A 22,527-nucleotide genomic window follows, 5' to 3' on the forward strand; every position below is an offset into this window, starting at 1 on the left:
CTCTTTAGGAGTTGCGGCGGGAGGGGCGTCAGGGGCGGGGGTCGTCGTCGATGGTGCCCTCGTAGACGGGGCCGGCGGGTTGGGCGGGCAGCGCGTTGGTGGGGACCGTGTGGTGGCGGTAGCGCTTGAAGCGGTGCTCGTCCTTGGGCGGGCGGTCGTTCGCCAGGATCACTGCCAGCCAGGGCAGCAGCACCATGCCCAGGCCGCACAACGGCAGCCACAGCCACAGCAGCGGCACCTGCAGCATGGCCAGCACCGAGCCCAGGATCAGGCAGCCCGCGCGCAGCAGCATCATGAAGATGTATCGCCGCTCGCGGCGGCGCAGCTCGACCTCCGGGCTCTCCGCCGCATCGGTGATCAGCGCCGGGCGGTCCGCCTGCCTCTTCACGATGCCTCCTGATAGCCGGGGAACTCTTCCATCCTGCTCCCCTCCGATCGGCATGCCGACAGCGGGCCGCGGACCGTGCCGGACGCCACGGGTCAGGCCGACGGCAGGGGCGGGCGGGCCCCGACGATGCCGACCGCGCGAGCGCCCAGGCGGCAGCCCGCGAGCAGGGCGTCGTGCTGCCCGGCCCCGGCCGACCAGGCGGCCAGCAGGCCCGCGGCGAAGGCGTCGCCCGCGCCGGTGGCGTCCACGATCGGCACCGGGTCGCCCATGACGTGCACCACGCCGGCCGGGCCGGCCCACAGCGCTCCGTGCGCACCGAGCTTCACCACCACGTCGCCGCCGATCGCGTACGACATCCGCAGCGCCTGGTCCGCCGGGTCGCCGGGGCCGGCCAGCGCGGTCGCCTCGTCGGCGTTGGCCAGCAGCAGGTCCACCCCGCGTACCCAGTCCAGGAACGGGTGACCCGTCACCCCGTCCTCGATCAGCTCGGTGGTGACCGCGTACAGCGGCGCGGCCGAGGCGGCGTCGACACACGTGCGCAGCCCCGCCGCGCGGGCCGAGGCGAGCGCGTAGCGCCCGGACGGGCGGGACGGCTGATCCAGCAGGGTGTATCCGGACAGGTGCAGCAGCGACGCGCCCTGGGCGATGGCGGCGTCCACGTCGGCGGAGGCCAGCAGCAGGTTCGCGCCCCGATCGCTGATCATGGTGCGCTCGCCGCCGTGCGTCAGCACCACGATGCTGCCGGTGCTCGCCCCGGGGCGCACGCTCACCTGGGTGCGTACGCCCGCCTGGTGCAGCTCGGCCAGCCGGTCGCGACCGGCCTGGTCGTCGCCGACCGCGCCCACGAAGGTCACCGGCGCGCCCAGCGCGGCCAGCCACGCGGCGGTGTTCGCGGCCTGGCCGCCCCCGGCGACGTGCACCGTCGCCGGGGTGTCCGAGCCCTGTGCCAGCGGCGCCCGCAGCACCGCCAGCACGTCGGTGACCAGGTCTCCGACGGAGAGGATCACTGCTGCCCGGCCGCGACGGCGATCTGCGCGGCCAGCGCCGCGTTGCGCAGGATGATGCGTACGTTGACCGCCAGGCTCTGCCCCTGCGTCGCTGCGTGGAAGTGCGACAGCAGCACCGGCGTGACCCGCTTGCCGGTCACCCCGTCGCGCTCCACGATCGCCAGGCCCTCGGCCAGGGTGCGGTCGTGCAGCCCGCGGTCGAGCTGCTCGTCCTCGGGCAGCGGGTTGGCCACCACCAGCGCGCCGCGGTGCACGCCCTGGTCGCGCTGGGCGCGCATGGCCGCCGCGATCTGCTCGGGGGAGTCCAGCCGCCAGTCCACGCCGAACCCGCTGTCGCGGATGAAGAACCCCGGGAAGCGGTCGGTCCGGTAGCCGGCCACCCCGACGCCGAGCGTCTCCAGGCGCTCCAGGGTCGCGCCCACGTCCAGGATCGACTTCACCCCGGCGCAGACCACCACGATCGGCGTCTGCGCGAGCGTCCACAGGTCGGCGGACTCGTCGAAGGTCTGCGCGGCTTCGCGGTGCACCCCGCCCAGGCCGCCCGTCGCGAACACGCCGATCCCGGCCGCGGCGGCGATCGCCGACGTGCTGGCGACCGTGGTCGCGCCGTCGGCGCCGAGCGCGGCCGCGATGGCCAGGTCGCGCACCGAGAGCTTCGCCACGTTCTCGCCCGTGGCCAGGCGGGTGAGCGCCGCGTCGTCGAGCCCCGCGACCAGCCGGCCGCCGACCATGCCGATCGTCGCCGGGACCGCGCCGTTGTCGCGTACCACCTGCTCGATCTCGCGGGCGACGCGCAGATTGTCCGGTCGCGGCAGGCCGTGGGAGACGATCGTGCTCTCCAGCGCCACCACCGGCTGCCCGGCGGCCAGCGCCGCCTTGACCTCGTCACCCAGCTGAATGCTCACACCAGTCACGATCATGAGCTTACGGGGCTGCCGACGTCCGCCTCCGGCGGCCGCGGCGTCCGGCCTCTCAGCCGGCGGCCGGACGCGGGTGCGGGTCAGGGCTCGTACCAGCACGTCGGGATATCAGGCTGGGCTGCCAGCCGGTGACCTGAGACAATGTTCGGGTGACCACACCAGTGACGAACCCCAGCACCATCCTTGATGAGCGCGTTGCGACGGACTATCGCCTAGATGAGGGCGACCACGAGCGTTTGTCGCACTACGCGCCCAAGGACAAACTGCTCGAAGCCATGATCGAGGGAACGCCGGTGCGTGCCCTGTGCGGCAAGGTCTGGGTGCCCACCAGAGACCCGAACCGTTTTCCGGTGTGCCCGGAGTGCAAAGAGATCTACGAGAACCTCTCCGAATGATCCGGCTCGCGCGCCGACGGACGGCCGGATGGGCCGTGCGGCACGGGGGTCTCGGCGCGCCGCCAGGAGCCCGCGTTGCGGGCTCCGTCAGGTCGTAGCGCCCGCGGGCGCAGCGAGGAGCGGGCATGACCGCGAGCGTGGTCGTCGTGGGCAGCGCGAACATGGACCTGGTGGTGGCGACGCCCACCCTGCCGCGCCCCGGCGAGACCGTGCTCGGCGACGGATTCTCGACCGTTCCCGGCGGTAAAGGCGGCAACCAGGCGATCGCCGCCGCCCGGGCCGGGGCCCGGTGCCACTTCCTGGGCGCGGTCGGCCTGGACACCTTCGGTGACGAGCTCAAGGGCTGCCTGGCCGCGTCCGGCGTGGAGCTGGACGGGCTGCGCCGGATGGCCGGGCCCTCCGGTGTGGCGCTGATCGCCGTCGACGCCGCCGCGGAGAACCTCATCGTCGTCGCGCCCGGAGCGAACGCGCAGTTCACCGAGCTGGACGCGGTCGACCGTGAGCTGATCGAGAGCTGCGACGTGCTGCTCTGCCAGCTGGAGATCCCGCTGGAGACGGTCGTCCAGGCCGCCGTGGCCGCCCGCGCGGGCCGGACGGCCTTCGTGCTGAACGCCGCCCCTGCCCGCGCCCTGCCGAGCGAGCTGCTGGCCCTGGTGGACGTGCTGGTGGTGAACCAGACCGAGGCCGCCGCGCTGGCCGGGCTCGACGGCGGCCGCGACCCGTCCCGGGCCGACAACGTGCCCGAACTGATGGCGAACCTGCTGGCCTCGGTGCCGCGGGTGGTGCTGACCCTCGGCGCGGCCGGGGCCGCGTACGCCGACCGTGACGGGACGCGGCTGGAGGTCGGCGCGCCGCCCGTCGCCGCGGTGGACACCACCGCCGCCGGGGACGCCTTCACCGGTGCGTTCGCGGTGGCCTGGGCGCAGGGCAGGCCGGTCGAGGAAGCGTTGCGCTGGGCCTGTGCCGCGGGCGCGGCCTGTGCCCAGCACTGGGGCGCGTCCTCGTCCCTGCCGCTGCAGGCCGACATCGACGCCCTCTACGAGCGCGCCTACCAGCCCCAGAACTGACCCGGCCGGTGCCGTGGGGCCGGTTCCGGTGGGTGGTCGGCGGCGAGGCGGCGCGGGGGTACGGCACACCGCGTCGTAGCCTGCGCCGGTGGACAGTTCGTCGGCCCTGCTGATCGGGGACCTCACCGGGGTCGCCGTCTTCGCCGCCTCGGGCGGCTCCGCCGCGGTCGGCAAACGGCTCGACCTGTTCGGCGTCGTGTTCGTGGGTTTCGTCGCCGCGCTGGGCGGCGGCATCCTGCGCGACCTGGTGATCAACCAGGTGCCGCCGCTGGCGTTCGCCGACTGGCGCTACCCGGCCACCGCGATCGCCGCCTCGCTGGCCGTGTTCTGGCTGCACCCGCACCTGGACCGGCTGCGGCGTACCGTGCTCGGCCTGGACGCGGCCGGGCTGGGCCTGTTCACGGTCACCAGCACGCTCAAGGCGCTCGACGCCGGGGTGCCGGCCGTCGGCTCGTGCCTGCTGGGCATGCTGACCGGGATCGGCGGGGGTCTGGTCCGCGACCTGCTGCTCAACGAGATCCCGGTGGTGCTGCGCCGGGAGATCTACGCGGTGGCGTCACTGCTGGGCGCGATCGCGGTGGCGTCCCTGGTCCGGTTCGGCTGGGGCAGTGTGCTCACCTTCACCGGCGCGGCGCTGCTGGTCTTCGTGGTGCGTATCACGGCCCTGTACCGCCACTGGTCGGCGCCGCGGCCGCGCCTGGGCGGCGGTGCGACCACGGATTCCGGGTGACCGCGGCCGCCGGATCGGGTGGTGTGCAAAGCGACTCACCACATTCGGGTCGGCAGGCGCGCGGACCTGTCCTGACGAGCCGATAGACTCAGGGCCCGCCTTCGAGGTCCGGCCGGCCTCCCTTCGGTAGTGGCCGACCCGAGGGCTCTTTCGTGCGATCCCCCGTCTGAGCAGGAGGCTGCCGCGTGGCGCTGGCCCGCCCCGTCCCCGAGTCGTTCCCGGCGCTGCGCGCCTGGCAGCGCAAGGCACTGGTCGAATACATCCGCCGGCGCTCACCCGACTTCCTCGCGGTCGCCACGCCCGGCGCGGGCAAGACGACGTTCGCCCTGCGCATCGCGGCCGAGCTGCTGGCCGACGGCAGCGTGGACGCGGTCACCGTGGTCGCCCCGACCGAGCACCTGAAACTGCAGTGGGCGCAGGCGGCGGCCCGGGTGGGCATCCAGCTCGACGCCATGTTCCGCAACGCCGACGTGCACACCAGCTCGGACTTCCACGGCGCGGTCGTGACGTACGCGCAGGTCGGCATGGCGCCGCAGGTGCACCTGCGGCGCACGCTGACCCGCAAGACGCTGGTCATCCTGGACGAGATCCACCACGCGGGCGACTCGCGCAGCTGGGGCGACGGCGTGAAGGCGGCGTTCGAGCCCGCCGTGCGGCGGCTGATGCTGACCGGGACGCCGTTCCGGTCCGACGAGAACCCGATCCCCTTCGTCACGTACGAGCGGGTCGGCGAGGTGCAGCGCTCGCGGGCCGACTCGGTGTACGGCTACGCCGACGCGCTCGCCGACGGCGTCGTCCGGCCTGTGATCTTCCTCGCCTACTCGGGCGAGACCCGCTGGCGCACCAGCGCGGGCGACGAACTCGCGGTGCGCCTCGGCGAGCCGCTCACCCAGGACCTGATCGCGCACGCCTGGCGCACCGCGCTGGACCCCAAGGGCGACTGGATGCCGCAGGTGCTGCGGGCCGCCGACGCGCGCCTGCAGGTGCTGCGCTCCGGGGGCATCCCGGACGCCGGGGGCCTGATCATCGCCTCGGACCAGCAGACCGCCCGCGCGTACGCCAAGCTGATCGAGACCATCTCCGGCGAGAAGGCCGTGGTGGTGCTCTCCGACGACACCGGGGCGTCTGCCAAGATCGCTGAATTCAGCGCCTCCCAGCAGCGCTGGATGGTCGCGGTGCGCATGGTGTCCGAAGGCGTCGACATCCCCCGCCTGGCCGTCGGCGTGTACGCCACCAGCGCCTCCACGCCGCTGTACTTCGCCCAGGCCATCGGGCGTTTCGTGCGGGCCCGCCGCCCCGGGGAGACGGCCAGCGTCTTCGTGCCCAGCGTGCCGACGCTGCTCGGGCTGGCCAGCGAGATGGAGCTGGAGCGCGACCACGTGCTCGGCGGTCCCAAGGCCAAGGACGGCCTGGACGACGAGCTGCTGGAGCGCGCACAGAAGGCGGAGGACGCCAGCGGCGAGCTGACCAAGTCGTTCGAGGCGCTGTCCGCCACCGCCGAGCTCGATCAGGTGATCTTCGACGGCGCCACCTTCGGGCTGCCCGCCCAGGCCGGCACGCCCGAGGAGGAGGACTTCCTGGGGCTACCCGGCCTGCTCAGCGCCGACCAGGTGGCCGCCCTGCTGAGCAAGCGCCAGGCGGAGCAGGCGGCGGCCGTACGGCGCAACCGTGCCGAGCAGACCCCCGCCCAGCGCGAACCGGTGGCCCGCGACATGTCCGCCACCGAGCGCCGCATCCACCTCCGCCGCCAGCTCAACGCCCTGGTCGCAGCCCACCACCACCGCACCAACCTGCCCCACGGCAAGATCCACGCCGAACTGCGCTCCAAGTGCGGCGGCCCCCCCAGCGCCCAGGCCACGATCGAACAACTCGAAGAACGCATCGCGACCATCCAGTCCTTCTGACCCACCCACCACCTGCAGCAACTCTTAAAGACCTGGGCCCACCGCACACGCGGGAGGGCCCAAGTCTTTAAGAGTTGCGCGGGGGGAGGGGCGGGGCCGGACACGCCGAAAGGGGCACCGCTGGTTGCGGTGCCCCTTTCGGGTCAAGCCTGTGGTGTTACTTGGTCGTCATGTCGGCGCCCCGCCAGGTGAACTCGGGGTCCGCCGCCACTTCCACGGCAATCTTGACAAGGTCGTCGGCGTACTTGTTGGCGTGGTGTCCGCAGAACACCAGCTCGCCCCCACCGGCCAGCTTCACACGCAATTTGCCCGCCGCGTTACAGCGGTCGCACCGTTCATCGGCGGCTGGGGCAGCCACCGTTTCCGGCGGCGGCGTGAGGGTCTGGGTCATCGCCTTCCTCCTCTGGTCGTCACCGATGCTGATATCCATCGTCGATCCGCCGAGTCCAGCAGCGCCGAACCCGCCATTGTCATTCAGCTCGTTGCCCATGTAAGCCTCCAACACCGGCCGTGCCGAAGGGCTTCCCGGATGGGGCCTCGGGGGGACCGGGGTCACAGCCGTCGAGCGGTCGAGCCTACCTGGTCAGACGGGTTATCGGGGAGATGACCCGTCCTGCACAGTGTGCCGTCCCACCAGAGTGCCACGTCAACGATCGCGCGTCGAACAGAAACAGAGCGCCTACCCGTCTATGTACGCACGGTGAGTATCTCTGTACGTTCGGTGGATACCAAACGCCCGATATGCGCGGAGTGTCGACTTGACTTACTGGCTTTAGTCGAGGTAGTCGCGCAGGACCTGCGAGCGCGACGGGTGCCGGAGCTTCGACATGGTCTTGGACTCGATCTGCCGGATCCGCTCGCGCGTGACCCCGTACACCTGGCCGATCTCGTCTAAAGTCCGCGGCTGGCCGTCGGTGAGGCCGAACCGCAGCCGCACCACGCCCGCCTCGCGCTCCGACAGCGTCTGCAGCACCTGCTGGAGCTGGTCCTGCAGCAGCGAGAAGGAGACCGCGTCGACGGCCACGACCGCCTCGGAGTCCTCGATGAAGTCGCCGAGCTGGCTGTCGCCCTCGTCGCCGATGGTCTGGTCCAGCGAGATGGGCTCCCGGGCGTACTGCTGGATCTCCAGCACCTTCTCCGGGGTGATGTCCATCTCCTTGGCCAGCTCCTCCGGGGTGGGCTCGCGGCCCAGGTCCTGGAGCAGCTCGCGCTGGATGCGGCCGAGCTTGTTGATCACTTCGACCATGTGCACCGGGATGCGGATGGTGCGGGCCTGGTCGGCCATGGCGCGGGTGATGGCCTGGCGGATCCACCAGGTGGCGTACGTGGAGAACTTGTAGCCCTTGGTGTAGTCGAACTTCTCGACGGCGCGGATGAGGCCGAGGTTGCCCTCCTGGATCAGGTCCAGGAACGCCATGCCGCGTCCGGTGTAGCGCTTGGCCAGCGACACCACCAGGCGGAGGTTGGCCTCCAGCAGGTGGTTCTTGGCGCGCTCGCCGTCGCGGGAGACCCACAGCAGGTCCCGCTGCATGTCGCGGGTGAGCTGCAGACCCTCCTCCTCGGCCTGGCGCAGCCGCTCGGCGGCGTACAGGCCGGCCTCGATCCGCTTGGCGAGCTCGACCTCCTGCTCCGCGTTGAGCAGCGGCACCTTGCCGATCTGCTTGAGGTACGCCCGGACGGAGTCGGCCGACGCGGTCAGCTCGGCGTCCTTGCGGGCCTGCTTGAGCGCCTCGGACTCCTCGGCGTCCCACTCGAAGTCGTCGGACGCGGCGGCGTCGGCCTCGGCGGCCTGGGCCACCTCGACCGGCTCGTCGACCACGACGTCCTCGAGGTCGGCGGCCAGCTCCTCGATCGAGAGGTCGGCGCCGTCCGGCTCGTCGCCCTCGGCCGGCTCGCCCTTCTTGGCGGCCTTGGCGGGCGCGGCCTTCTCGGGTGTCTTCTTCTCGACAGCCTTCTTGGCAGCGGCCTTCTTGGCGGGCGCGGCCTTGGCCTCCGCGCCGTCCTCCGCCTTCGCGGGGGCGGCCTTGGCGGCGGCCTTCACCGGCTTGGCCGCCGGGGCGGCCTTGGCCGGAGCGGCCTTCGGTGCCAGCTTGACCGGAGCGGGCGCGTCGGCGCCGCTCTCGGTGGGCGTGGCCTGCTTGGGTGCGGCCGGCTTGGCGGCCTTCGACGCGGCGGGCGGGGCCGCCTTCGCGGTGGTGGCCTTCGACGCCGGGGTCGCGGCCCGCGCGGCGGCCACCTTGCGGCGGCCGTTGGCGGAGTCGTCGACCTCGACCGTCACGCCCGCCTCGAGCAGAGCGCGAAGCATCTTCTTGGCCTGGGCGGGGGTGACGTCGGCAGCCTCCACGGTGCGCGCCACATCCGCAGGCGTGAGCCGGCCGCCGGCGCCTGCGGCTTGGGCGATCAGCATGTCGGTGAGCGAGCGAACGTCGGCGCTGATCTGGCGGGCTTCAGTCACGGACGACCTTCCGGAGGCGAGTATCAAACAAGAATCTGCGGCTTCGGCCGCGTCGCAGGGCGCGTCGCGGTGGGTCAGCCAGTGTGATGTGTGGATGCGCCTCGCACCTTCGGCACGACGCAGGCGTGAATTGTAGCGCCGTACTCGGCGATCATCTCGGCGCGCACGCCGCAGGAGGTCCGCGAGCGGGCTCCGGAGCCTTGGCAGGATGGCACCAGGTGACGAGGAGGACGGTCGTGAACGAGCTGGAACTGCTGGATATCGCGGTACAGGTGGCCGCTGACGCGGCCGACACCGCCCGCCGTATGCGTAACGAGGCGATCACCGATGTCGGCACGAAATCCACTGCCACGGACGTCGTGACGGCCGCGGACCGCGCGGTCGAGCAACAGGTGATCGCCGCGCTGGCGGCGCGGCGCCCGGGTGACACGGTACTCGGCGAGGAGTACGGAGGCGCGGGAATTGCCGGCGAGAGCCGGGTCCGCTGGATCGTCGACCCGATCGACGGGACGGTGAACTACCTCTACGGGCTGGCCCAGTACGCCGTGTCGATCGCCGCGGAGGTGGACGGGGAGGTCGTGGCGGGGGTGGTGCGCAACGCCGCGACAGGGGAGACCTGGACGGCCGCGCGGGGCCACGGGGCGTTTCGGGACGGGCGGCGGCTGACCGGCTCGCCGGCCACCGAGCTGGCGCTGTCGCTGGTCGGCACGGGTTTCGCGTACGCCCGGGAGCGGCGGGCGCACCAGGCGGCGGTGGTCGCGCACGTGCTGCCGCAGGTGCGCGACATCCGGCGGATGGGCGCGGCGGCGCTGGACCTGTGCGCGGCCGCCGAGGGCATGCTGGACGCCTACTACGAGAAGGGCCTGGCCGAGTGGGACCTGGCCGCCGGCGGCCTGATCGCCCGCGAGGCGGGCCTGCTGGTCACCGGCCTGTCCGGCCGCCCCGCCGGGGGCCGGATGGTCCTGGCGGCCCCACCGGCCCTGCACGCCCCGTTGGAGGCCCTGCTCACCGAACTCGACGCGGACGGCGGCCCGTAGCCCTCAACGCCATCCGGGACGGGCGAGGCCCGGCACCACGTGGTGGGGCCGGGCCTCGGCTCACGAGGAGGGCGGCAGGTCAGGGCTTCTCGGCGCAGGTGCCTTCGGGCAGCTCGGGCCGGCCCAGCGCGGCGACCGCCTGGCGCATCTCGGTGGGCGTGGCGAGCTGCTTGAACTGCCCGCCGATGATCACGTCGATGGTGTCGTTCTCGCGCTTGATGTCGAACACGGGCTCGACGTCGTTGAGGAAGTAGGCCTTCAGCAGCTGGGCCGCGCCGACCGTCTTCGGGCCGTAGCGCAGCTCGGCGACGATGTCCGGCTGGGCCTTCTTCTCGTTGCCCGTCTTCTCCACCTTGAACTTGCGGTTGGTGAAGTCCGCGGCCACGTTGCGGGCGAGATCCGGGGTGCTCGTGGCGTTGTAGACGTTGATCTTGACCTGACTCTCGGAGTCGGGCAGCGTGTCGTCGACGGGCACCCAGCCCGCGGGGCAGCTCTTGGCCACCGGAGCCTCGCTCTGCGTGTCACGATTGAGCGTGATCACGGCGAGGGTGATACCGATGATCGCCAGGGTGCTGATGATGGCGATCGCCCGAATTCGTGCTAGTTGCATCTCGGTGCCGCTCCCCGTGAGCCAGAGGTCCGCTGCCGCCACTTTGACGGCATGGGCCAGAGGTTATCGGTTGACCGGCCCGCCGGGGGCCGCGACCCGACAGACGGCCGGAATTGGCCGTACGTTCCCGGCGCGCCGACCGTGATCGGCGGGCGGCTGCCCCTACCTTGGTCTCGCCTGACCCGACGGCCCCATGACGCTGTCTGCTCAGTCACATCGGGAACAACTTCGTGTGCGGGAGCGTACAACTCCCACACGGGCGCGCTAAAGTACCGCGCTCGTTGAGAGTGACAACGAGCGCGCGCATGACGGACGAGTACACAAATTGGGAGTGTGACAATCGATGGCCACCGACTACGACGCCCCGCGCCGTGACGAGGCCGACCTCGGTGAGGACAGCCTCGAGGAGCTGAAGGCCCGGCGTGTCGACACACAGTCGGGCAGCGTGGACGTGGATGAGACCGACCTCGCCGAGAACTTCGAACTGCCCGGCGGCGACCTGGCCGACGAGGAGCTCACGGTGAAGGTCGTGCCGATGCAGGCCGACGAGTTCCGCTGCTCGCGGTGCTTCCTGGTGCATCACCGCAGCCAGCTGGCAGGCGAGCGCAACGGCGAGCCGATCTGCCGCGAGTGCGCCTGAGCGCGTGAGCCGGCCGGGCATTTCCGGGGCTTGACGCGATGGGGTGAGATGGCGCAGAACATCTGGGTACACGGATCGAGGCACGCCGCAACGGACGCGGCGTGCCGCACACGGTCCGGGTCCGCAGCGGGCCCGACGACCGTCGTGGACCGGATGCCGTCTCAGCCGACAGGAGCCAGCCATGACCACGAGCCCCGACCAGGTGCCCGGCGGCGCTGAGTCATCGACCGGCGGGTCGGGCACTGCCGCACCCGGCGCCGCCGCGGGTAGGCCCGACGAGCTGGCCCTGGCCGTGGCGGGACTCGCCGACGAGGACCTGGACAAGGCGGGGCGGCGCAAGCTGCTCGGGCGGATGCTGGTGGGCCTGCGCGAGCGCGGCGTCAAAGAAGTGTTCATGCCGCGCAAGGCGATCAACTGGATCACCGAGGCGGTCTCCGACCTGGCCCCGCACGTGCCGGTGCGCAATCTGGAGACGCTGCGGCGGCACTACCCGGGCCTCGACGACGAGGCCCTCGCCGAGCGCCTGATCCGCAACGCGGCCCGTGCCGCGGCGGGTGTCGGCGCGGTCGGCGGCGGCATGGCCTCCATCGAGTGGGCGGTGCCGCCCACCCTGCTGTCCACGCCGGTCCTGCTGGCGACCGAGACGGTCGGCGTGGTCGGCATCGAGCTCAAGCTCATCGGCGAGCTGCACGAGGTGTACGGGCAGCCGGTGGTGGGCACGCCGTCGCAGCGGGCGATCAGCCTGATGCAGGGCTGGGCCAGCCACCGGGGCATCAGCCCGATGCTGCCCGGCGCGGCCGCGGCCACGGTGCTCGGCACGGCCACCCGCAAGCAGCTGCGCGACATGGTCCTCAAGCGGTTCGGGCGTAACCTGACCACGCTGGGGCCGCTGCTGACCGGCGCGGCCATCGCCAGCTACCTCAACCGCAAGGCCACCCGGCGGCTCGGCGACGACATCCGCAACGATCTGCGCCGGCAGCGGCGCGGTCCGGCGCTGCCGCCCGGGTCAGCCGACGCGGCGTAGCGCGCGGGCCAGGTCCTCGGGCCGGCGGCTGCTGATCACCCAGTACGGCGTGACGTCGTCGGGGTCGTCGAGCACCACCTGCACGGCGCCGGGGACCCAGGGCCGCTGGATCACGAACGCCATCGGGTCGGCGCTCGGCCCGAGCAGCTCGCGCTTGGTGGCGGCGTCCAGCGGGATCGCCTGCGCCACGTGGCGCAGCGGCAGCCGGGCGTCGTCCACCAGGAACTCGTCCTCCGTCACGCTGATCCGGATCCGCCCCAGCCGCCACAGGCCGACGGCGACCAGGGTCAGCACCACCGGGTACGCCACCCAGCCGCGCGGTCCGGCGGCGCCCAATCCGACCTGAGCCGCCAACACCGCTCCGACCAGCAAAGACGGCAGCCAGAGCCACCACGGCACGGACAGGCGCTCGGTGTGACCGGACACAAGCCGTGCCGCGCCACCCCCTGTCGCCGTTGTGCCTGAGGATGCCGTGCCGCTGCCTGGATGTGTCACAGCATCGAGGGTAGGGCCCGCCGGGTCCACCGGGCGCGGCAGGATAGAGGCAAGGAGACGCAGCTCCCCGTCACGGGTGCGCGTCAGTCACTTCCCCCGGAGGTTTGGACCGTTGTATCCCCCTGCGACCCCACCCGTCGTGGTGCCGATCCGCCGGCTCGACCCGGACCTGCCGCCGCCGTCGTACGCCCACCCGGGTGACGCGGGCGCGGACCTGTACGCCGCCGAGCACGTCGTGCTCGCTCCGGGCGAGCACCGGCTGGTGCCCACGGGCGTGGCCATCGCCCTGCCGGACGGGTTCGTCGGATTGGTCCACCCCCGGTCCGGTCTGGCGGCGAAAATGGGGGTGACCGTGCTCAACGCTCCCGGCACCGTCGACGCGGGCTACCGGGGCGAGATCCTGGTTCAGCTGATCAACCACGACCGGGCGAACACCGCCAAGATCTCTCGCGGCGACCGCATCGCGCAACTTGTCGTGCAGCGGGTGGAGCGGGCACACTTCCACGACGTCGCCGAACTGCCGGACTCCGTACGGGGCACCGGTGGGCACGGCTCGACGGGGAAATGAGGAGGAACAGTGATCTTCTCGCGACGACGTGCGGCCAGCGGTGGCCGGCACGCCAAGGCCGAGGAGCCGAAGTTCGTGGACGCCCGCGCCGCCCGGCGCGCCGCGCTGCTCGGCGAGGACTGGCAGCCCGACGAGGCTGACACCCCCGCGGCGAAGTCCAACGGCACGAACGGCTCCCACCTCCCTGCCGAGGCGTCGATCTTCGGCGACGACGGCCCGTACGACGCCTCGGAGGCCCCCGACGCACCCCGCCTGGACCTGGGCAGTCTGCTGCTGCCCGCCGTCGACGGGGTCGAGATCCGGGTGCAGGCCGGCGAGCAGGGCATGATCCAGCAGATCGCGCTCGTGCACGGCCCGAACGCGCTCCAGCTCGGCGTCTTCGCGGCGCCGCGCACCGAGGGCATCTGGGACGAGGTGCGCGAGGAGATCCGCAAGTCCCTGTTCGCCGACGGGGTCGGCGCCGAGGAGGTGAACGGGCGCTGGGGCGTCGAGCTGCGCGCCCGCATCCGCACCCCCGAGGGGTTCAACGACCTGCGCTTCATCGGGGTCGACGGCCCGCGCTGGATGGTCCGCGCCGTGTTCCAGGGCCCGGCGGCGGTCGACGTCACCGAGGCCGGTCCGCTCACGCTGGTGCTGACGGGCCTGGCGGTCCGCCGCGACGACACCGCCCGCCCGGTCCGGGAGGCGCTGCCGCTGCGCCTGCCGCCGAACATGGCCGAGGAGGCCGCCGCCCGGCAGGCCGCGCAGAACCAGCCCGAACCGCCCGTCGAGCAGCCCCGCCAGGCGCAGTACGGCGACGGGGCCTACGGTGGCGACCCGTACGACGGATCCGGTAGCCGGCTGGTGCCGGGCCGGGTGCCGCCGACGCCCACGACGCCGACGTTCGGCTCGATCGCACCGGCGGGCGGCAGCGGCGGCGCGGCCCCCGCTCCGGGTGACGCGCCGCGGCGCAAGCCCTCCCCGCGCCCGCGCCGCGACTGACCCAGGCCGGCCCCGGCCGCGCCGCTGCGACGGCGGCGCGCCCGGGGCTGTCCCATGTTCGGGCCGGGGTGTCCCCAGCCGGGTCGCCCCGCAGTAGGCTGGCTGTTACGCGCCGCTCGGGGACCTCGCCCCGACGGGGAAGGATGAAGCAGGTCATGTCGACCGACGACGCCCGATCACGGCACAAGGGGCTGCGTGGCATGCTCCACCGGCTCACCGCCACCGACTCCGAACTCGAGTCGGAGGAGCTGCGCCGGGACACCGAACTCGCGGGTTGCGTCTGCGCGGACACCGTGCACCGCGGCGATCTCGTCAACGTCAGCGGCCGGCTTCGTACGGTCGTCTACACGCCGCGTACCAACCTGCCCACCCTGGAAGCCGACCTCTACGACGGCACGGACCTGATCACCCTGGTGTTCCTGGGCCGCCGGCACATCAACGGCATCGAGCCGGGGCGCGGGCTGCACGTGCGCGGCCGGGTCGCCGTACGCGACGGTCGCAAGGTCATCTACAACCCTTACTACGAGCTGGAAGCGGCCGCGTGAGCGAGCGATCCGCACGCAGCGAGGAGCAGTCATGAGCGACCCTGTCACCGATCGTAATCGTGCCGTGGCCGAGGATGATCTCGAGCAGCTTCCGCCGTTCGCCGAGCAGGTGGCGCAGCAGCTGGGCGGCTGGCGCGGGATGACCGAGGCGGCCATCCCGGTCATCGTGTTCGTGCTGACCAACATCGTGCTGGGCTTCTGGTTTCCGGCCGAGGACTCACGCACCGCGCTGCAGTTCGCCATCGGCGCGTCCGCGGCGGTGGCGATCGGCGTGGCGGTGGTGCGGCTCATCCAGAAGCGGCCCGTGCGCTTCGCGCTGAACGGACTGTTCGGCATCGGGCTGGGGGCCTGGATGGCCTGGGACTCCGGCAAGGAGGTCGACTTCTACCTGCCGGGCATCTGGATCACCATGGGCCAGATCGTGATCCTGCTGGGCTCGATCGCGCTGCGCCACCCGATGGTGGGCTGGTTCTGGTCGGTGATCGCCAACGGCGGGCGCAACGACTGGCGCGAGGACAACCGGCTGGTACGCGTCTTCTCCCAGCTGACCGCGCTGTGGGCGGTGGTGTTCGCGATCAAGGTGGCCGTCCAGGGCGGGCTGTGGATGACCGAGCAGGGCACCGCCCTCGGCATCGCCCGCATCGTGATGGGCACGCCGCTGTTCGCCCTGCTCGTGGTGATCAGCTTCGGCGTCGTCCGCCGCGTCCGCCGGGACGCGCCCCAGCCTGCCTGATCACCTTCCGCACTTCCCGAACGGCACCCACGGGCGCCCGATCGTTATAGACGTTGGCCTGTCTCATCGACTCCGATCGCGAGTTTTTCGATGAGATAGGCCAACGTCTGTGAAAAGCGGGGCGGGCCGTGCCGGCCGATAGTGGGTCAGCGGCGGCGGGAGCGGGTCTTCTCGACGCTGTCGGCGCCGAGCATGACCGAGCGGACCTGCTCTTCGACCTCGACCGTGCAGACGAAGACCAGCTCGTCGCCCGCCTCGACCGGGTCGTCCGGGGTCGGCGTGAGCACCCGGCGGCCGCGCACGATGGCGACCAGGGCGCTGTCCGGAGGCAGCGGGATAGAGCGGATCGGCAGGCCCACGTGCGGGGCGTCTTCGGGCAGGGTGATCTCCACGAGGTTGGCCTCGCCGTGCCGGAAGGTCATCAGCCGGACCAGGTCGCCGACCGTCACCGCCTCCTCGACCAGGGCCGCCATGACGCGTGGCTTGGAGACGGAGACGTCCACCCCCCACTGCTCGGTGAACAGCCACTCGTTCTCGGCCCGGTTCACCCGGGCGACCACCCGGGGCACCGCGAACTCGGTCTTGGCCAGCAGCGACACGACCAGGTTGACCTTGTCGTCGCCGGTGGCGGCGACGACCACGTCACAGGCGGCGAGGTTGATCTCCTGGAGGCTGGACAGCTCGCAGGCGTCGGCGAGCACCCAGTCTGCGGCGGGCACCCGCTCGGGGCGCAGCATGCGCGGCTGGCGCTCCAGCAGCATGACCTGGTGGCCGTTCTCGATGAGCTCCTGGGCGATGGAGCGCCCGACGTTGCCCGCCCCGGCGATGGCGACCCGCATGGTGACTCCTCCTAGGCCGCGGCCGGCGGCGCGGCGGCGATCTTGGTGACGGTTTCCGCGATGTCGTCTGTGACCAGCATGAACACCTGGTCGCCGTCCTGCAGTACGGTCGACGCGGTGGTCAGCGTGCCGAGGCCGAAACGCATCAGGAACGCGGTGCGGGTGCCGGTCGCCTCCTCCAGCGCGTGCAGCGGGTGGCCGATCCAGGCCGGGTTCACCGGGGTCTCGATGATGGCGACGGTGCTGGTGGGGTCGCGGTACAGCTCGGTGGCGCCCTCGGGCACCAGGTGCCGCACGATGCGGTCGGCGGTCCAGCGCACGGTCGCGACGGTGGGGATGCCCAGCCGCTCGTACACCTCGGCGCGGCGCTGGTCGTAGATGCGGGCCACGACGCGCTGCACGCCGAACGTCTCGCGCGCCAGCCGCGCGGAGATGATGTTGGAGTTGTCGCCGCTGGAGACCGCCGCGAAGGCGTCGGCCCGTTCGATGCCGGCCTGGACGAGGACCTCGCGGTCGAAGCCGACGCCGGTGACCGTGGTGCCCGCGAAATCGGGGGAGAGCCGCCGGAACGCGTCGGCGTCCTGGTCGATGATCGAGACGGAGTGCCCGCGCGCCTCCAGGCTGTGCGCGAGCGTCGAGCCGACCCGGCCGCACCCCATGATCACAACGTGCACGTCACGCCCTCCCGACCGGTGTCCTGGCCCCGTGACAGAAAGCGGTGCGGTGCGCCCAGGACTGCCACCTTCGCCCAGCCTGCCATGCGCGCGTACGGCGCGCGACATCAGAGTGCCACGTGCCTTCGCGCCCGGGCGTCGTAGGCTCCCACATGTGGCGAGCCCTACCTCCCTGCTGAAGCGTCTCCTGCTCGGCAGGCCGTTCCGTTCCGACCGACTGCAGCACACCCTGCTGCCCAAGCGCATCGCACTGCCGATCTTCGCCTCGGACGCGCTGTCCAGCGTCGCCTACGCGCCGGGTGAGATCCTGCTGACCCTGTCGATCGCGGGCGCGGCCGCCTACGCGTACTCCCCGTGGGTGGCGCTGGCGGTCGTGGTGGTGATGCTGACCGTCGTCGCGAGCTACCGGCAGAACGTGCACGCCTACCCGTCCGGCGGCGGCGACTACGAGGTTGCCACGGTCAACCTGGGGTCCAAGTCGGGTCTGGCCGTGGCCAGCGCCCTGCTGGTCGACTACGTGCTCACGGTGGCGGTGTCGATCTCGTCGGGCGTGGAGAACCTGGGCGCGGCGATCCCGCTGATCGGCCGGCACGAGGTGGTCACCGCGGTGCTGCTGATCGCCCTGCTGGCCGCGATGAACCTGCGCGGCCTGCGCGAGTCCGGCCTCATGTTCGCCGTCCCGACCTACCTGTTCATGTTCTCCATGCTCGGCCTGATCGGCTGGGGCGTGATCCGGATCTTCGTGCTCGGCGAGGACCTCAAGGCCCCGAGCGCGGACCTGACCATCCTGCCGGAGCACGGCCTGCAGGTCGGCGCGAGCTTCGCCTTCGCGTTCCTGCTGGTGCGCGCGTTCTCCTCGGGCTGTGCGGCGCTGACCGGCGTCGAGGCCATCTCCAACGGCGTGCCCGCGTTCAAACCGCCCAAGAGCAAGAACGCCGCCACCACGCTGCTGCTGCTCGGCCTGCTGTCGATCATCATGCTGGTCTCGATCGTCGCGCTGAGCCTCAAGACCGGCCTGCAGTACGTGGAGGATCCGCAGCAGCAGATCGTCGGCGTGCCCGCGAACTACGTGCAGCCCACCGTCACCGCGCAGCTCGCCTCGACGATCTTCGACCACTTCTCGATCGGCTTCTACATGGTCATCGCGGTCACCGCGCTGATCCTGGTGCTGGCCGCGAACACCGCGTTCAACGGCTTCCCGGTGCTGGGCTCGATCCTGGCGCAGGACCGCTACCTGCCGCGCCAGCTGCACACCCGCGGCGACCGGCTGGCCTTCTCCAACGGCATCCTGCTGCTGGCCTTCTTCGCGGCGGTGCTGGTCATCGCGTTCCAGGCGGAGACCACCCGGCTGATCCAGCTGTACATCGTCGGGGTGTTCGTGTCGTTCACGCTGTCGCAGATCGGCATGCTGCGGCACTGGAACCGGCTGCTGCGCACCGAGCGCGACGTGTCGGCCCGCCGCCGGATGCAGCGGGCTCGGGCGATCAACGGCTTCGGTGCGGTGCTGACCGGCTTCGTGCTGATCCTGGTGCTGGCGACCAAGTTCACCCACGGCGCGTGGATCTCGATCGCGGCGATGGCGGTGATCTACGCGATCATGGTGGGCATCCGCAAGCACTATGACACGGTGGCCCGCGAGCTGGTGCCGTCCGAGGAGCGGCCGGTGCTGCCGGCCCGCAACCACGCCATCGTCCTGGTCAGCAAGCTTCACCTGCCGACCATGCGGGCGCTCGCGTACGCGAAGGCGACCCGGCCGGACACGCTGACCGCGCTGACCGTCAACGTGGACGTCGCGGACACCCGCGCCATCCAGGCCGAATGGGAGCGCCGGGGCATCAACACCCCGCTGACCGTGGTCGACTCGCCCTACCGGGAGATCAGCCGGCCCATCATCGACTACGTGAAGTCGCTGCGCCGAGCCTCGCCGCGCGACGTGGTGACCGTCTACATCCCGGAGTACGTGGTCGGCCGGTGGTGGGAGCACCTTCTGCACAACCAGTCCGCGCTGCGCATCAAGGGCCGGCTGCTGTACGAGCCGGGCGTGATGGTCACCAGCGTGCCCTGGCAGCTCGCCTCCACCAACAGCACCGACCTGGACCGGCTGGACCGCGACCTGGTGCGCACCCCGGCTCGCGGCCCGCGCGCCGGTGAGGACGTCTGATGGCCGCCGACACCGAGCTCTACGAGGGCGACAAGGTCGAGGTGACCGTCGGGCCGATCGCGCACGGCGGGCACTGCGTGGCCCGGCACGAGGGTCAGGTGATCTTCGTGCGGCACGCGCTGCCCGGTGAGCGGGTGGTCGTGGAGATCACCGAGCTGCACAAGGCCTACCTGCGCGGCGACTGCGTCGAGGTGCTGCAGGCGTCCCCGGACCGGATCACCCCGCGCTGCCCGTACGCCCATGCGAACGGCTGCGGAGGCTGCGACCTGCAGCATGTCGCGTCCCCGGCGCAGCGGGAGTGGAAGGCGGCCGTGGTGCGCGAGCAGCTCGTCCGGCTCGGGAGACTGGGTGAGGCCGAGCTGGACGCGCTCGGTGTGACAGTCGCCGAGCTGCCCGGTGGGGACGAGGGCTGGCGCACCCGGGTCCGCTACCGGGCGGACGCGCTGGGCCGGCCGGGCCTGCTCAAGCACCGCTCCAACGAGGTGGTGGCGATCGGCCGCTGCCGGATCGCGCACCCGGAGATCCAGGCGCTCGACGTGCTGGAGCGGCGCTGGCCGGACACCGACCTGATCGACGTGGTCAAGCCGTCGAGCGCTCCCGCGCAGCTGGTCCAGGACCCGCCGCAGCGGATCGTCGAGCGGGCCGCCGGGCACGACTTCACGATCTCCGCGGGCGGCTTCTGGCAGGTGCACCCGGCCGCCGCCGACACGCTGGTGGAGGCGGTGCTGGAGCTGCTGGACCCGCGCCCCGGCGAGCACGCCTGGGACCTGTACGGCGGAGCGGGCCTGTTCGCCGCCGCCCTGGCCGACCGGGTCGGGGTGACCGGCGCGGTGACCCTGGTCGAGTCGGCGCGCGACGGTGTCGCGGCGGCCCGGGGCAATCTGGCCGCGCTGGGAGTGCGCGTCGTCGAGGCGACCGTGGAGCGGGCCCTGCACCGCGACCGGCGGCCCAAGGAGCGGCTGCCGCACGCCGACGTGGTGGTGCTGGACCCGCCGCGCACCGGAGCCGGTGCCGCCGTGGTCAAGGCGATCACCGCGGCAGGACCGCGAGCGGTGGCCTACGTCGCCTGCGACCCGGCCGCTCTGGGCCGTGACGTGCGCACCTTCCGTGAGCAAGGCTGGAAGCTGACGGCCCTGCGGGCCTACGACTGCTTCCCGCAGACGCACCACGTGGAATGTGTCGCCCTGCTGAACCCGGGGGAGTGAACGGGTGTCGCCCGGACGGCGAGCTGGGGTGAGTGAAGGTCTCGTGAAGGGGTGGCGAGCCGGTGAGCGGCCGTGCGGGCGGCCGATAGACTTCCCCGGCATGGGTAAGCGGAACGTGAGGCACCCCCACCGGAGTGCTGTGCGGTACGGCAGCGAGGAGAAGTCATGAACGAGGGTGTGACCCTGCTGAGCTCGGTCAAAGGGCCGCAGGACCTCAAGACGCTGTCCCCGGAGCAGCTGACCGGCCTGGCGGCCGAGATCCGCGACTTCCTGATCGCCAAGGTCGCGCGGACCGGCGGGCACATCGGGCCGAACCTCGGTGTGGTGGAACTCACCCTGGCCATGCACCGGGTCTTCGACTCCCCGGCCGACCGCTTCATCTTCGACACCGGCCACCAGGCATACGTGCACAAGATGGTCACCGGCCGGATGGACGGCTTCGACCAGCTGCGCCAGCGCGGCGGCCTCACCGGCTACCCGAGCCAGGCCGAGAGCGAGCACGACCTGGTCGAGAACTGCCACGCGTCGACCGCGCTCTCCTACGCCGACGGCCTGGCCAAGGGCTACGCCCTGCGCGGCGAGAAGCGCCACGTGGTCGCCGTCGTCGGCGACGGCGCACTGACCGGCGGCATGTGCTGGGAGGCGCTGAACAACATCGCCGCCACGGACAACCCGCTGGTGATCATCGTCAACGACAACGGCCGCTCGTACGCCCCGACCATCGGCGGCCTGGCCGACCACCTCGCCACGCTGCGCCTGAACCCGGGCTACGAGAAGGTCCTGGACCTGGTCAAGGACGCGCTGGAGAAGACTCCGCTGGTCGGCAAGCCGCTGTTCGACGCCCTGCACGCGGTCAAGAAGGGCATCAAGGACGCGGTCGCGCCGCAGGCGATGTTCGAGGACCTGGGCCTGAAGTACATCGGGCCGGTGGACGGGCACGACCAGGCCGCGCTGGAGTCGGCGCTGGGCCGCGCCCGCCGCTTCGGCGGCCCGGTGATCGTGCACGCGGTCACCGCGAAGGGCTACGGCTACCAGCCGGCCCTCAACGACGAGGCCGACCGCTTCCACGCGCCGAGCGCGTTCGACCCGGAGACCGGCAAGCTGCTGGCCGCGCCCAGCCTCAAGTGGACCAAGGTGTTCGCCGAGGAGCTGGTCGAGATCGCGGGCGAGCGGCCCGACGTCGTCGGCATCACCGCCGCGATGCCCGAGTCCACCGGCATCGACCGGCTCGCCGCGGCGTACCCGGACCGGGCGTACGACGTGGGCATCGCCGAGCAGCACGCGACCACCTCGGCGGCGGGCCTGGCGCTGGCCGGCCTGCACCCCGTGGTCGCCATCTACGCGACCTTCCTCAACCGGGCCTTCGACCAGGTCCTGCTCGACGTGGCGCTGCACAAGCTGCCGGTCACGTTCGTGCTGGACCGGGCGGGCATCACCGGCCCCGACGGCCCGAGCCACTACGGCATCTGGGACATGTCGGTGTTCGGCGTCGTGCCTGGCCTGCGCATCGCCGCGCCGCGCGACGCCGAGACGCTGCGCGAGGAGCTGCGCGAGGCGATCGGCATCTCCGACGGCCCGACCATCGTGCGCTTCCCGACCGGTTCGGTGCCCGCGGCGCTGCCCGCGCTGCGCCGCGTCGGCGGCTCCGACGGCCTGGGCGGCCTCGACGTGCTGGCCGAGGCCGAGCGCAAGGACGTGCTGCTGGTGTCGGTCGGCGCGTTCGCCCACCTGTCGATGCAGGTCGCCGCGAAGCTCGCGGAGCGCGGCTACGGCGTGACCGTGGTCGACCCGCGCTGGGTGCGCCCGGCCCCGGTGGACCTGGTGCCGCTCGCCCGCGAACACAAGCTGGTGGTGACGCTGGAGGACGGCGTCCGGGCCGGCGGTGTCGGCGACGCGGTCTCCAAGCTGCTGCGCGACAACGAGGTGGACGTGCCGCTGCGCGACCTGGGCGTGCCGTCGACGTGGATCGAGCACGGCACCCGCGCCGAGATCCTCGCCGAGATCGGGCTCACGGTCCCGGAGATCACCGAGAAGGTGACCAAGTGGGCCGCCGCGGTGACGCCCGCCGCCCCGGCCCCGCTCGCGACCTCAGTGCGCGGCTGACCCGTACCGCACGAACGCCGAAGCCGCCGACGACAACCCGTCGGCG

22 protein-coding genes and 1 pseudogene are annotated in these 22,527 nt (G+C 72.0%); 14 read left to right on the forward strand and 9 right to left on the reverse strand.

Features of this window, described 5'->3' with window-relative positions:
• Positions 1 to 28 precede the first annotated feature (28 nt).
• The 3 genes from ACFQO7_RS24785 to ACFQO7_RS24795 form a co-directional block, all read right to left on the reverse strand.
• Positions 29 to 388 (reverse strand): DUF3099 domain-containing protein, encoded by a 360-nt coding sequence (locus ACFQO7_RS24785; RefSeq protein WP_376808615.1) that lies wholly within the window; start codon positions 386 to 388, stop codon positions 29 to 31.
• Positions 389 to 480: 92 nt separating this feature from the next.
• Positions 481 to 1,395 (reverse strand): carbohydrate kinase family protein, encoded by a 915-nt coding sequence (locus ACFQO7_RS24790; protein ID WP_376808616.1) that lies wholly within the window; start codon positions 1,393 to 1,395, stop codon positions 481 to 483.
• Positions 1,392 to 2,315, reverse strand: a complete 924-nt coding sequence (locus ACFQO7_RS24795; RefSeq protein ID WP_376808617.1) for a pseudouridine-5'-phosphate glycosidase — start codon at positions 2,313 to 2,315, stop codon at positions 1,392 to 1,394. Before ACFQO7_RS24795 ends, ACFQO7_RS24790 begins: the two co-directional genes overlap by 4 nt.
• Before the next feature lie 149 nt (positions 2,316 to 2,464).
• Here ACFQO7_RS24795 and ACFQO7_RS24800 point away from each other — a divergent pair, with 149 nt between their 5' ends.
• The 4 genes from ACFQO7_RS24800 to ACFQO7_RS24815 all read left to right on the forward strand — a co-directional run bounded on the left by ACFQO7_RS24800 (position 2,465) and on the right by ACFQO7_RS24815 (position 6,411).
• On the forward strand, positions 2,465 to 2,710 hold the full coding sequence (locus ACFQO7_RS24800) for a DUF3039 domain-containing protein (protein ID WP_155372228.1): 246 nt from the start codon (positions 2,465 to 2,467) through the stop codon (positions 2,708 to 2,710).
• 125 nt (positions 2,711 to 2,835) lie between these two features.
• Positions 2,836 to 3,777 carry a ribokinase gene (locus tag ACFQO7_RS24805; RefSeq protein WP_376808618.1) on the forward strand — a complete coding sequence of 314 codons (942 nt, stop codon included), beginning with the start codon at positions 2,836 to 2,838 and terminating at the stop codon, positions 3,775 to 3,777.
• An 88-nt stretch (positions 3,778 to 3,865) separates the two neighbouring features.
• A complete protein-coding gene (locus ACFQO7_RS24810) occupies positions 3,866 to 4,507 on the forward strand; it encodes a trimeric intracellular cation channel family protein (RefSeq protein WP_376808619.1) in 642 nt (213 codons plus the stop codon).
• A 185-nt stretch (positions 4,508 to 4,692) separates the two neighbouring features.
• Complete coding sequence (locus ACFQO7_RS24815; RefSeq protein ID WP_376808620.1) at positions 4,693 to 6,411, forward strand: DEAD/DEAH box helicase; 1,719 nt, start codon at positions 4,693 to 4,695, stop codon at positions 6,409 to 6,411.
• A gap of 157 nt (positions 6,412 to 6,568) precedes the next feature.
• On the opposite strand, the gene ACFQO7_RS24820 is transcribed toward ACFQO7_RS24815, so the two are convergent.
• Both ACFQO7_RS24820 and ACFQO7_RS24825 read right to left on the reverse strand, forming a co-directional pair.
• Positions 6,569 to 6,802 (reverse strand): DUF7455 domain-containing protein, encoded by a 234-nt coding sequence (locus ACFQO7_RS24820; RefSeq protein ID WP_155373022.1) that lies wholly within the window; start codon positions 6,800 to 6,802, stop codon positions 6,569 to 6,571.
• Positions 6,803 to 7,183: 381 nt separating this feature from the next.
• A complete protein-coding gene (locus ACFQO7_RS24825; RefSeq protein ID WP_376808621.1) occupies positions 7,184 to 8,866 on the reverse strand; it encodes an RNA polymerase sigma factor in 1,683 nt (560 codons plus the stop codon).
• Positions 8,867 to 9,102: 236 nt separating this feature from the next.
• On the opposite strand from ACFQO7_RS24825, the gene ACFQO7_RS24830 reads away from it, so the two are divergent.
• A complete protein-coding gene (locus ACFQO7_RS24830) occupies positions 9,103 to 9,903 on the forward strand; it encodes an inositol monophosphatase family protein (protein ID WP_376808622.1) in 801 nt (266 codons plus the stop codon).
• A 79-nt stretch (positions 9,904 to 9,982) separates the two neighbouring features.
• On the opposite strand, the gene ACFQO7_RS24835 is transcribed toward ACFQO7_RS24830, so the two are convergent.
• Positions 9,983 to 10,513, reverse strand: a complete 531-nt coding sequence (locus ACFQO7_RS24835; RefSeq protein ID WP_360529910.1) for a LytR C-terminal domain-containing protein — start codon at positions 10,511 to 10,513, stop codon at positions 9,983 to 9,985.
• 343 nt (positions 10,514 to 10,856) lie between these two features.
• On the opposite strand from ACFQO7_RS24835, the gene ACFQO7_RS24840 reads away from it, so the two are divergent.
• Both ACFQO7_RS24840 and ACFQO7_RS24845 read left to right on the forward strand, forming a co-directional pair.
• Positions 10,857 to 11,153, forward strand: a complete 297-nt coding sequence (locus ACFQO7_RS24840; RefSeq protein WP_155372233.1) for a DUF4193 domain-containing protein — start codon at positions 10,857 to 10,859, stop codon at positions 11,151 to 11,153.
• A 181-nt stretch (positions 11,154 to 11,334) separates the two neighbouring features.
• On the forward strand, positions 11,335 to 12,177 hold the full coding sequence (locus ACFQO7_RS24845; RefSeq protein ID WP_376808623.1) for a hypothetical protein: 843 nt from the start codon (positions 11,335 to 11,337) through the stop codon (positions 12,175 to 12,177).
• On the opposite strand, the gene ACFQO7_RS24850 is transcribed toward ACFQO7_RS24845, so the two are convergent.
• Positions 12,160 to 12,603 carry a DUF3093 domain-containing protein gene (locus ACFQO7_RS24850; protein WP_376808624.1) on the reverse strand — a complete coding sequence of 148 codons (444 nt, stop codon included), beginning with the start codon at positions 12,601 to 12,603 and terminating at the stop codon, positions 12,160 to 12,162. The two genes, ACFQO7_RS24845 and ACFQO7_RS24850, sit on opposite strands and share 18 nt — an antisense overlap.
• Before the next feature lie 181 nt (positions 12,604 to 12,784).
• Here ACFQO7_RS24850 and dut point away from each other — a divergent pair, with 181 nt between their 5' ends.
• The 4 genes and pseudogenes from dut to ACFQO7_RS24870 all read left to right on the forward strand — a co-directional run bounded on the left by dut (position 12,785) and on the right by ACFQO7_RS24870 (position 15,499).
• Complete coding sequence (gene dut, locus ACFQO7_RS24855; protein ID WP_376808625.1) at positions 12,785 to 13,240, forward strand: dUTP diphosphatase; 456 nt, start codon at positions 12,785 to 12,787, stop codon at positions 13,238 to 13,240.
• Between the two features lie 9 nt (positions 13,241 to 13,249).
• A pseudogene (locus tag ACFQO7_RS24860) lies at positions 13,250 to 14,005 on the forward strand (DUF3710 domain-containing protein); the annotation flags it as partial.
• Positions 14,006 to 14,376: 371 nt separating this feature from the next.
• Positions 14,377 to 14,766, forward strand: coding sequence for an OB-fold nucleic acid binding domain-containing protein (locus ACFQO7_RS24865; protein ID WP_360529899.1), 390 nt, complete (start codon positions 14,377 to 14,379; stop codon positions 14,764 to 14,766).
• A gap of 31 nt (positions 14,767 to 14,797) precedes the next feature.
• Complete coding sequence (locus ACFQO7_RS24870) at positions 14,798 to 15,499, forward strand: DUF3159 domain-containing protein (RefSeq protein WP_376808626.1); 702 nt, start codon at positions 14,798 to 14,800, stop codon at positions 15,497 to 15,499.
• A gap of 146 nt (positions 15,500 to 15,645) precedes the next feature.
• Here ACFQO7_RS24870 and ACFQO7_RS24875 read toward each other — a convergent pair whose 3' ends face one another.
• Together ACFQO7_RS24875 and ACFQO7_RS24880 are read right to left on the reverse strand one after the other, a co-directional pair.
• A complete protein-coding gene (locus ACFQO7_RS24875) occupies positions 15,646 to 16,338 on the reverse strand; it encodes a potassium channel family protein (RefSeq protein ID WP_120318650.1) in 693 nt (230 codons plus the stop codon).
• Between the two features lie 11 nt (positions 16,339 to 16,349).
• Positions 16,350 to 17,012, reverse strand: coding sequence for a potassium channel family protein (locus ACFQO7_RS24880; RefSeq protein ID WP_360529893.1), 663 nt, complete (start codon positions 17,010 to 17,012; stop codon positions 16,350 to 16,352).
• Positions 17,013 to 17,166: 154 nt separating this feature from the next.
• Between ACFQO7_RS24880 and ACFQO7_RS24885 the strand changes: the two genes are divergently transcribed.
• From ACFQO7_RS24885 to dxs, 3 genes are all read left to right on the forward strand, one after another.
• A complete protein-coding gene (locus tag ACFQO7_RS24885; RefSeq protein WP_376808627.1) occupies positions 17,167 to 19,173 on the forward strand; it encodes an APC family permease in 2,007 nt (668 codons plus the stop codon).
• On the forward strand, positions 19,173 to 20,378 hold the full coding sequence (locus ACFQO7_RS24890) for a class I SAM-dependent RNA methyltransferase (RefSeq protein ID WP_376808628.1): 1,206 nt from the start codon (positions 19,173 to 19,175) through the stop codon (positions 20,376 to 20,378). The genes ACFQO7_RS24885 and ACFQO7_RS24890 overlap by 1 nt, the downstream gene beginning before the upstream one ends.
• Positions 20,379 to 20,543: 165 nt before the next feature.
• Positions 20,544 to 22,481 (forward strand): 1-deoxy-D-xylulose-5-phosphate synthase, encoded by a 1,938-nt coding sequence (dxs, locus tag ACFQO7_RS24895; protein ID WP_376808629.1) that lies wholly within the window; start codon positions 20,544 to 20,546, stop codon positions 22,479 to 22,481.
• Positions 22,482 to 22,527: the final 46 nt, after the last annotated feature.

The sequence above is a fragment of the Catellatospora aurea genome (genome assembly GCF_042663325.1).
GTDB classification, from domain to species: Bacteria; Actinomycetota; Actinomycetes; order Mycobacteriales; family Micromonosporaceae; genus Catellatospora; species Catellatospora aurea.

What these genes read in the sequence shown, in the direction of transcription:
- ACFQO7_RS24795 (WP_376808617.1), bottom strand. Translation starts at nt 2,315, where the DNA reads ATGATCGTGACTGGTGTGAGCATTCAGCTGGGTGACGAGGTCAAGGCG.
- ACFQO7_RS24805 (WP_376808618.1), top strand. Translation starts at nt 2,836, where the DNA reads ATGACCGCGAGCGTGGTCGTCGTGGGCAGCGCGAACATGGACCTGGTG.
- ACFQO7_RS24820 (WP_155373022.1), bottom strand. Translation starts at nt 6,802, where the DNA reads ATGACCCAGACCCTCACGCCGCCGCCGGAAACGGTGGCTGCCCCAGCC.
- ACFQO7_RS24835 (WP_360529910.1), bottom strand. Translation starts at nt 10,513, where the DNA reads ATGCAACTAGCACGAATTCGGGCGATCGCCATCATCAGCACCCTGGCG.
- ACFQO7_RS24840 (WP_155372233.1), top strand. Translation starts at nt 10,857, where the DNA reads ATGGCCACCGACTACGACGCCCCGCGCCGTGACGAGGCCGACCTCGGT.
- ACFQO7_RS24845 (WP_376808623.1), top strand. Translation starts at nt 11,335, where the DNA reads ATGACCACGAGCCCCGACCAGGTGCCCGGCGGCGCTGAGTCATCGACC.
- ACFQO7_RS24865 (WP_360529899.1), top strand. Translation starts at nt 14,377, where the DNA reads ATGTCGACCGACGACGCCCGATCACGGCACAAGGGGCTGCGTGGCATG.
- ACFQO7_RS24870 (WP_376808626.1), top strand. Translation starts at nt 14,798, where the DNA reads ATGAGCGACCCTGTCACCGATCGTAATCGTGCCGTGGCCGAGGATGAT.
- ACFQO7_RS24875 (WP_120318650.1), bottom strand. Translation starts at nt 16,338, where the DNA reads ATGCGGGTCGCCATCGCCGGGGCGGGCAACGTCGGGCGCTCCATCGCC.
- ACFQO7_RS24890 (WP_376808628.1), top strand. Translation starts at nt 19,173, where the DNA reads ATGGCCGCCGACACCGAGCTCTACGAGGGCGACAAGGTCGAGGTGACC.
- dxs (WP_376808629.1), top strand. Translation starts at nt 20,544, where the DNA reads ATGAACGAGGGTGTGACCCTGCTGAGCTCGGTCAAAGGGCCGCAGGAC.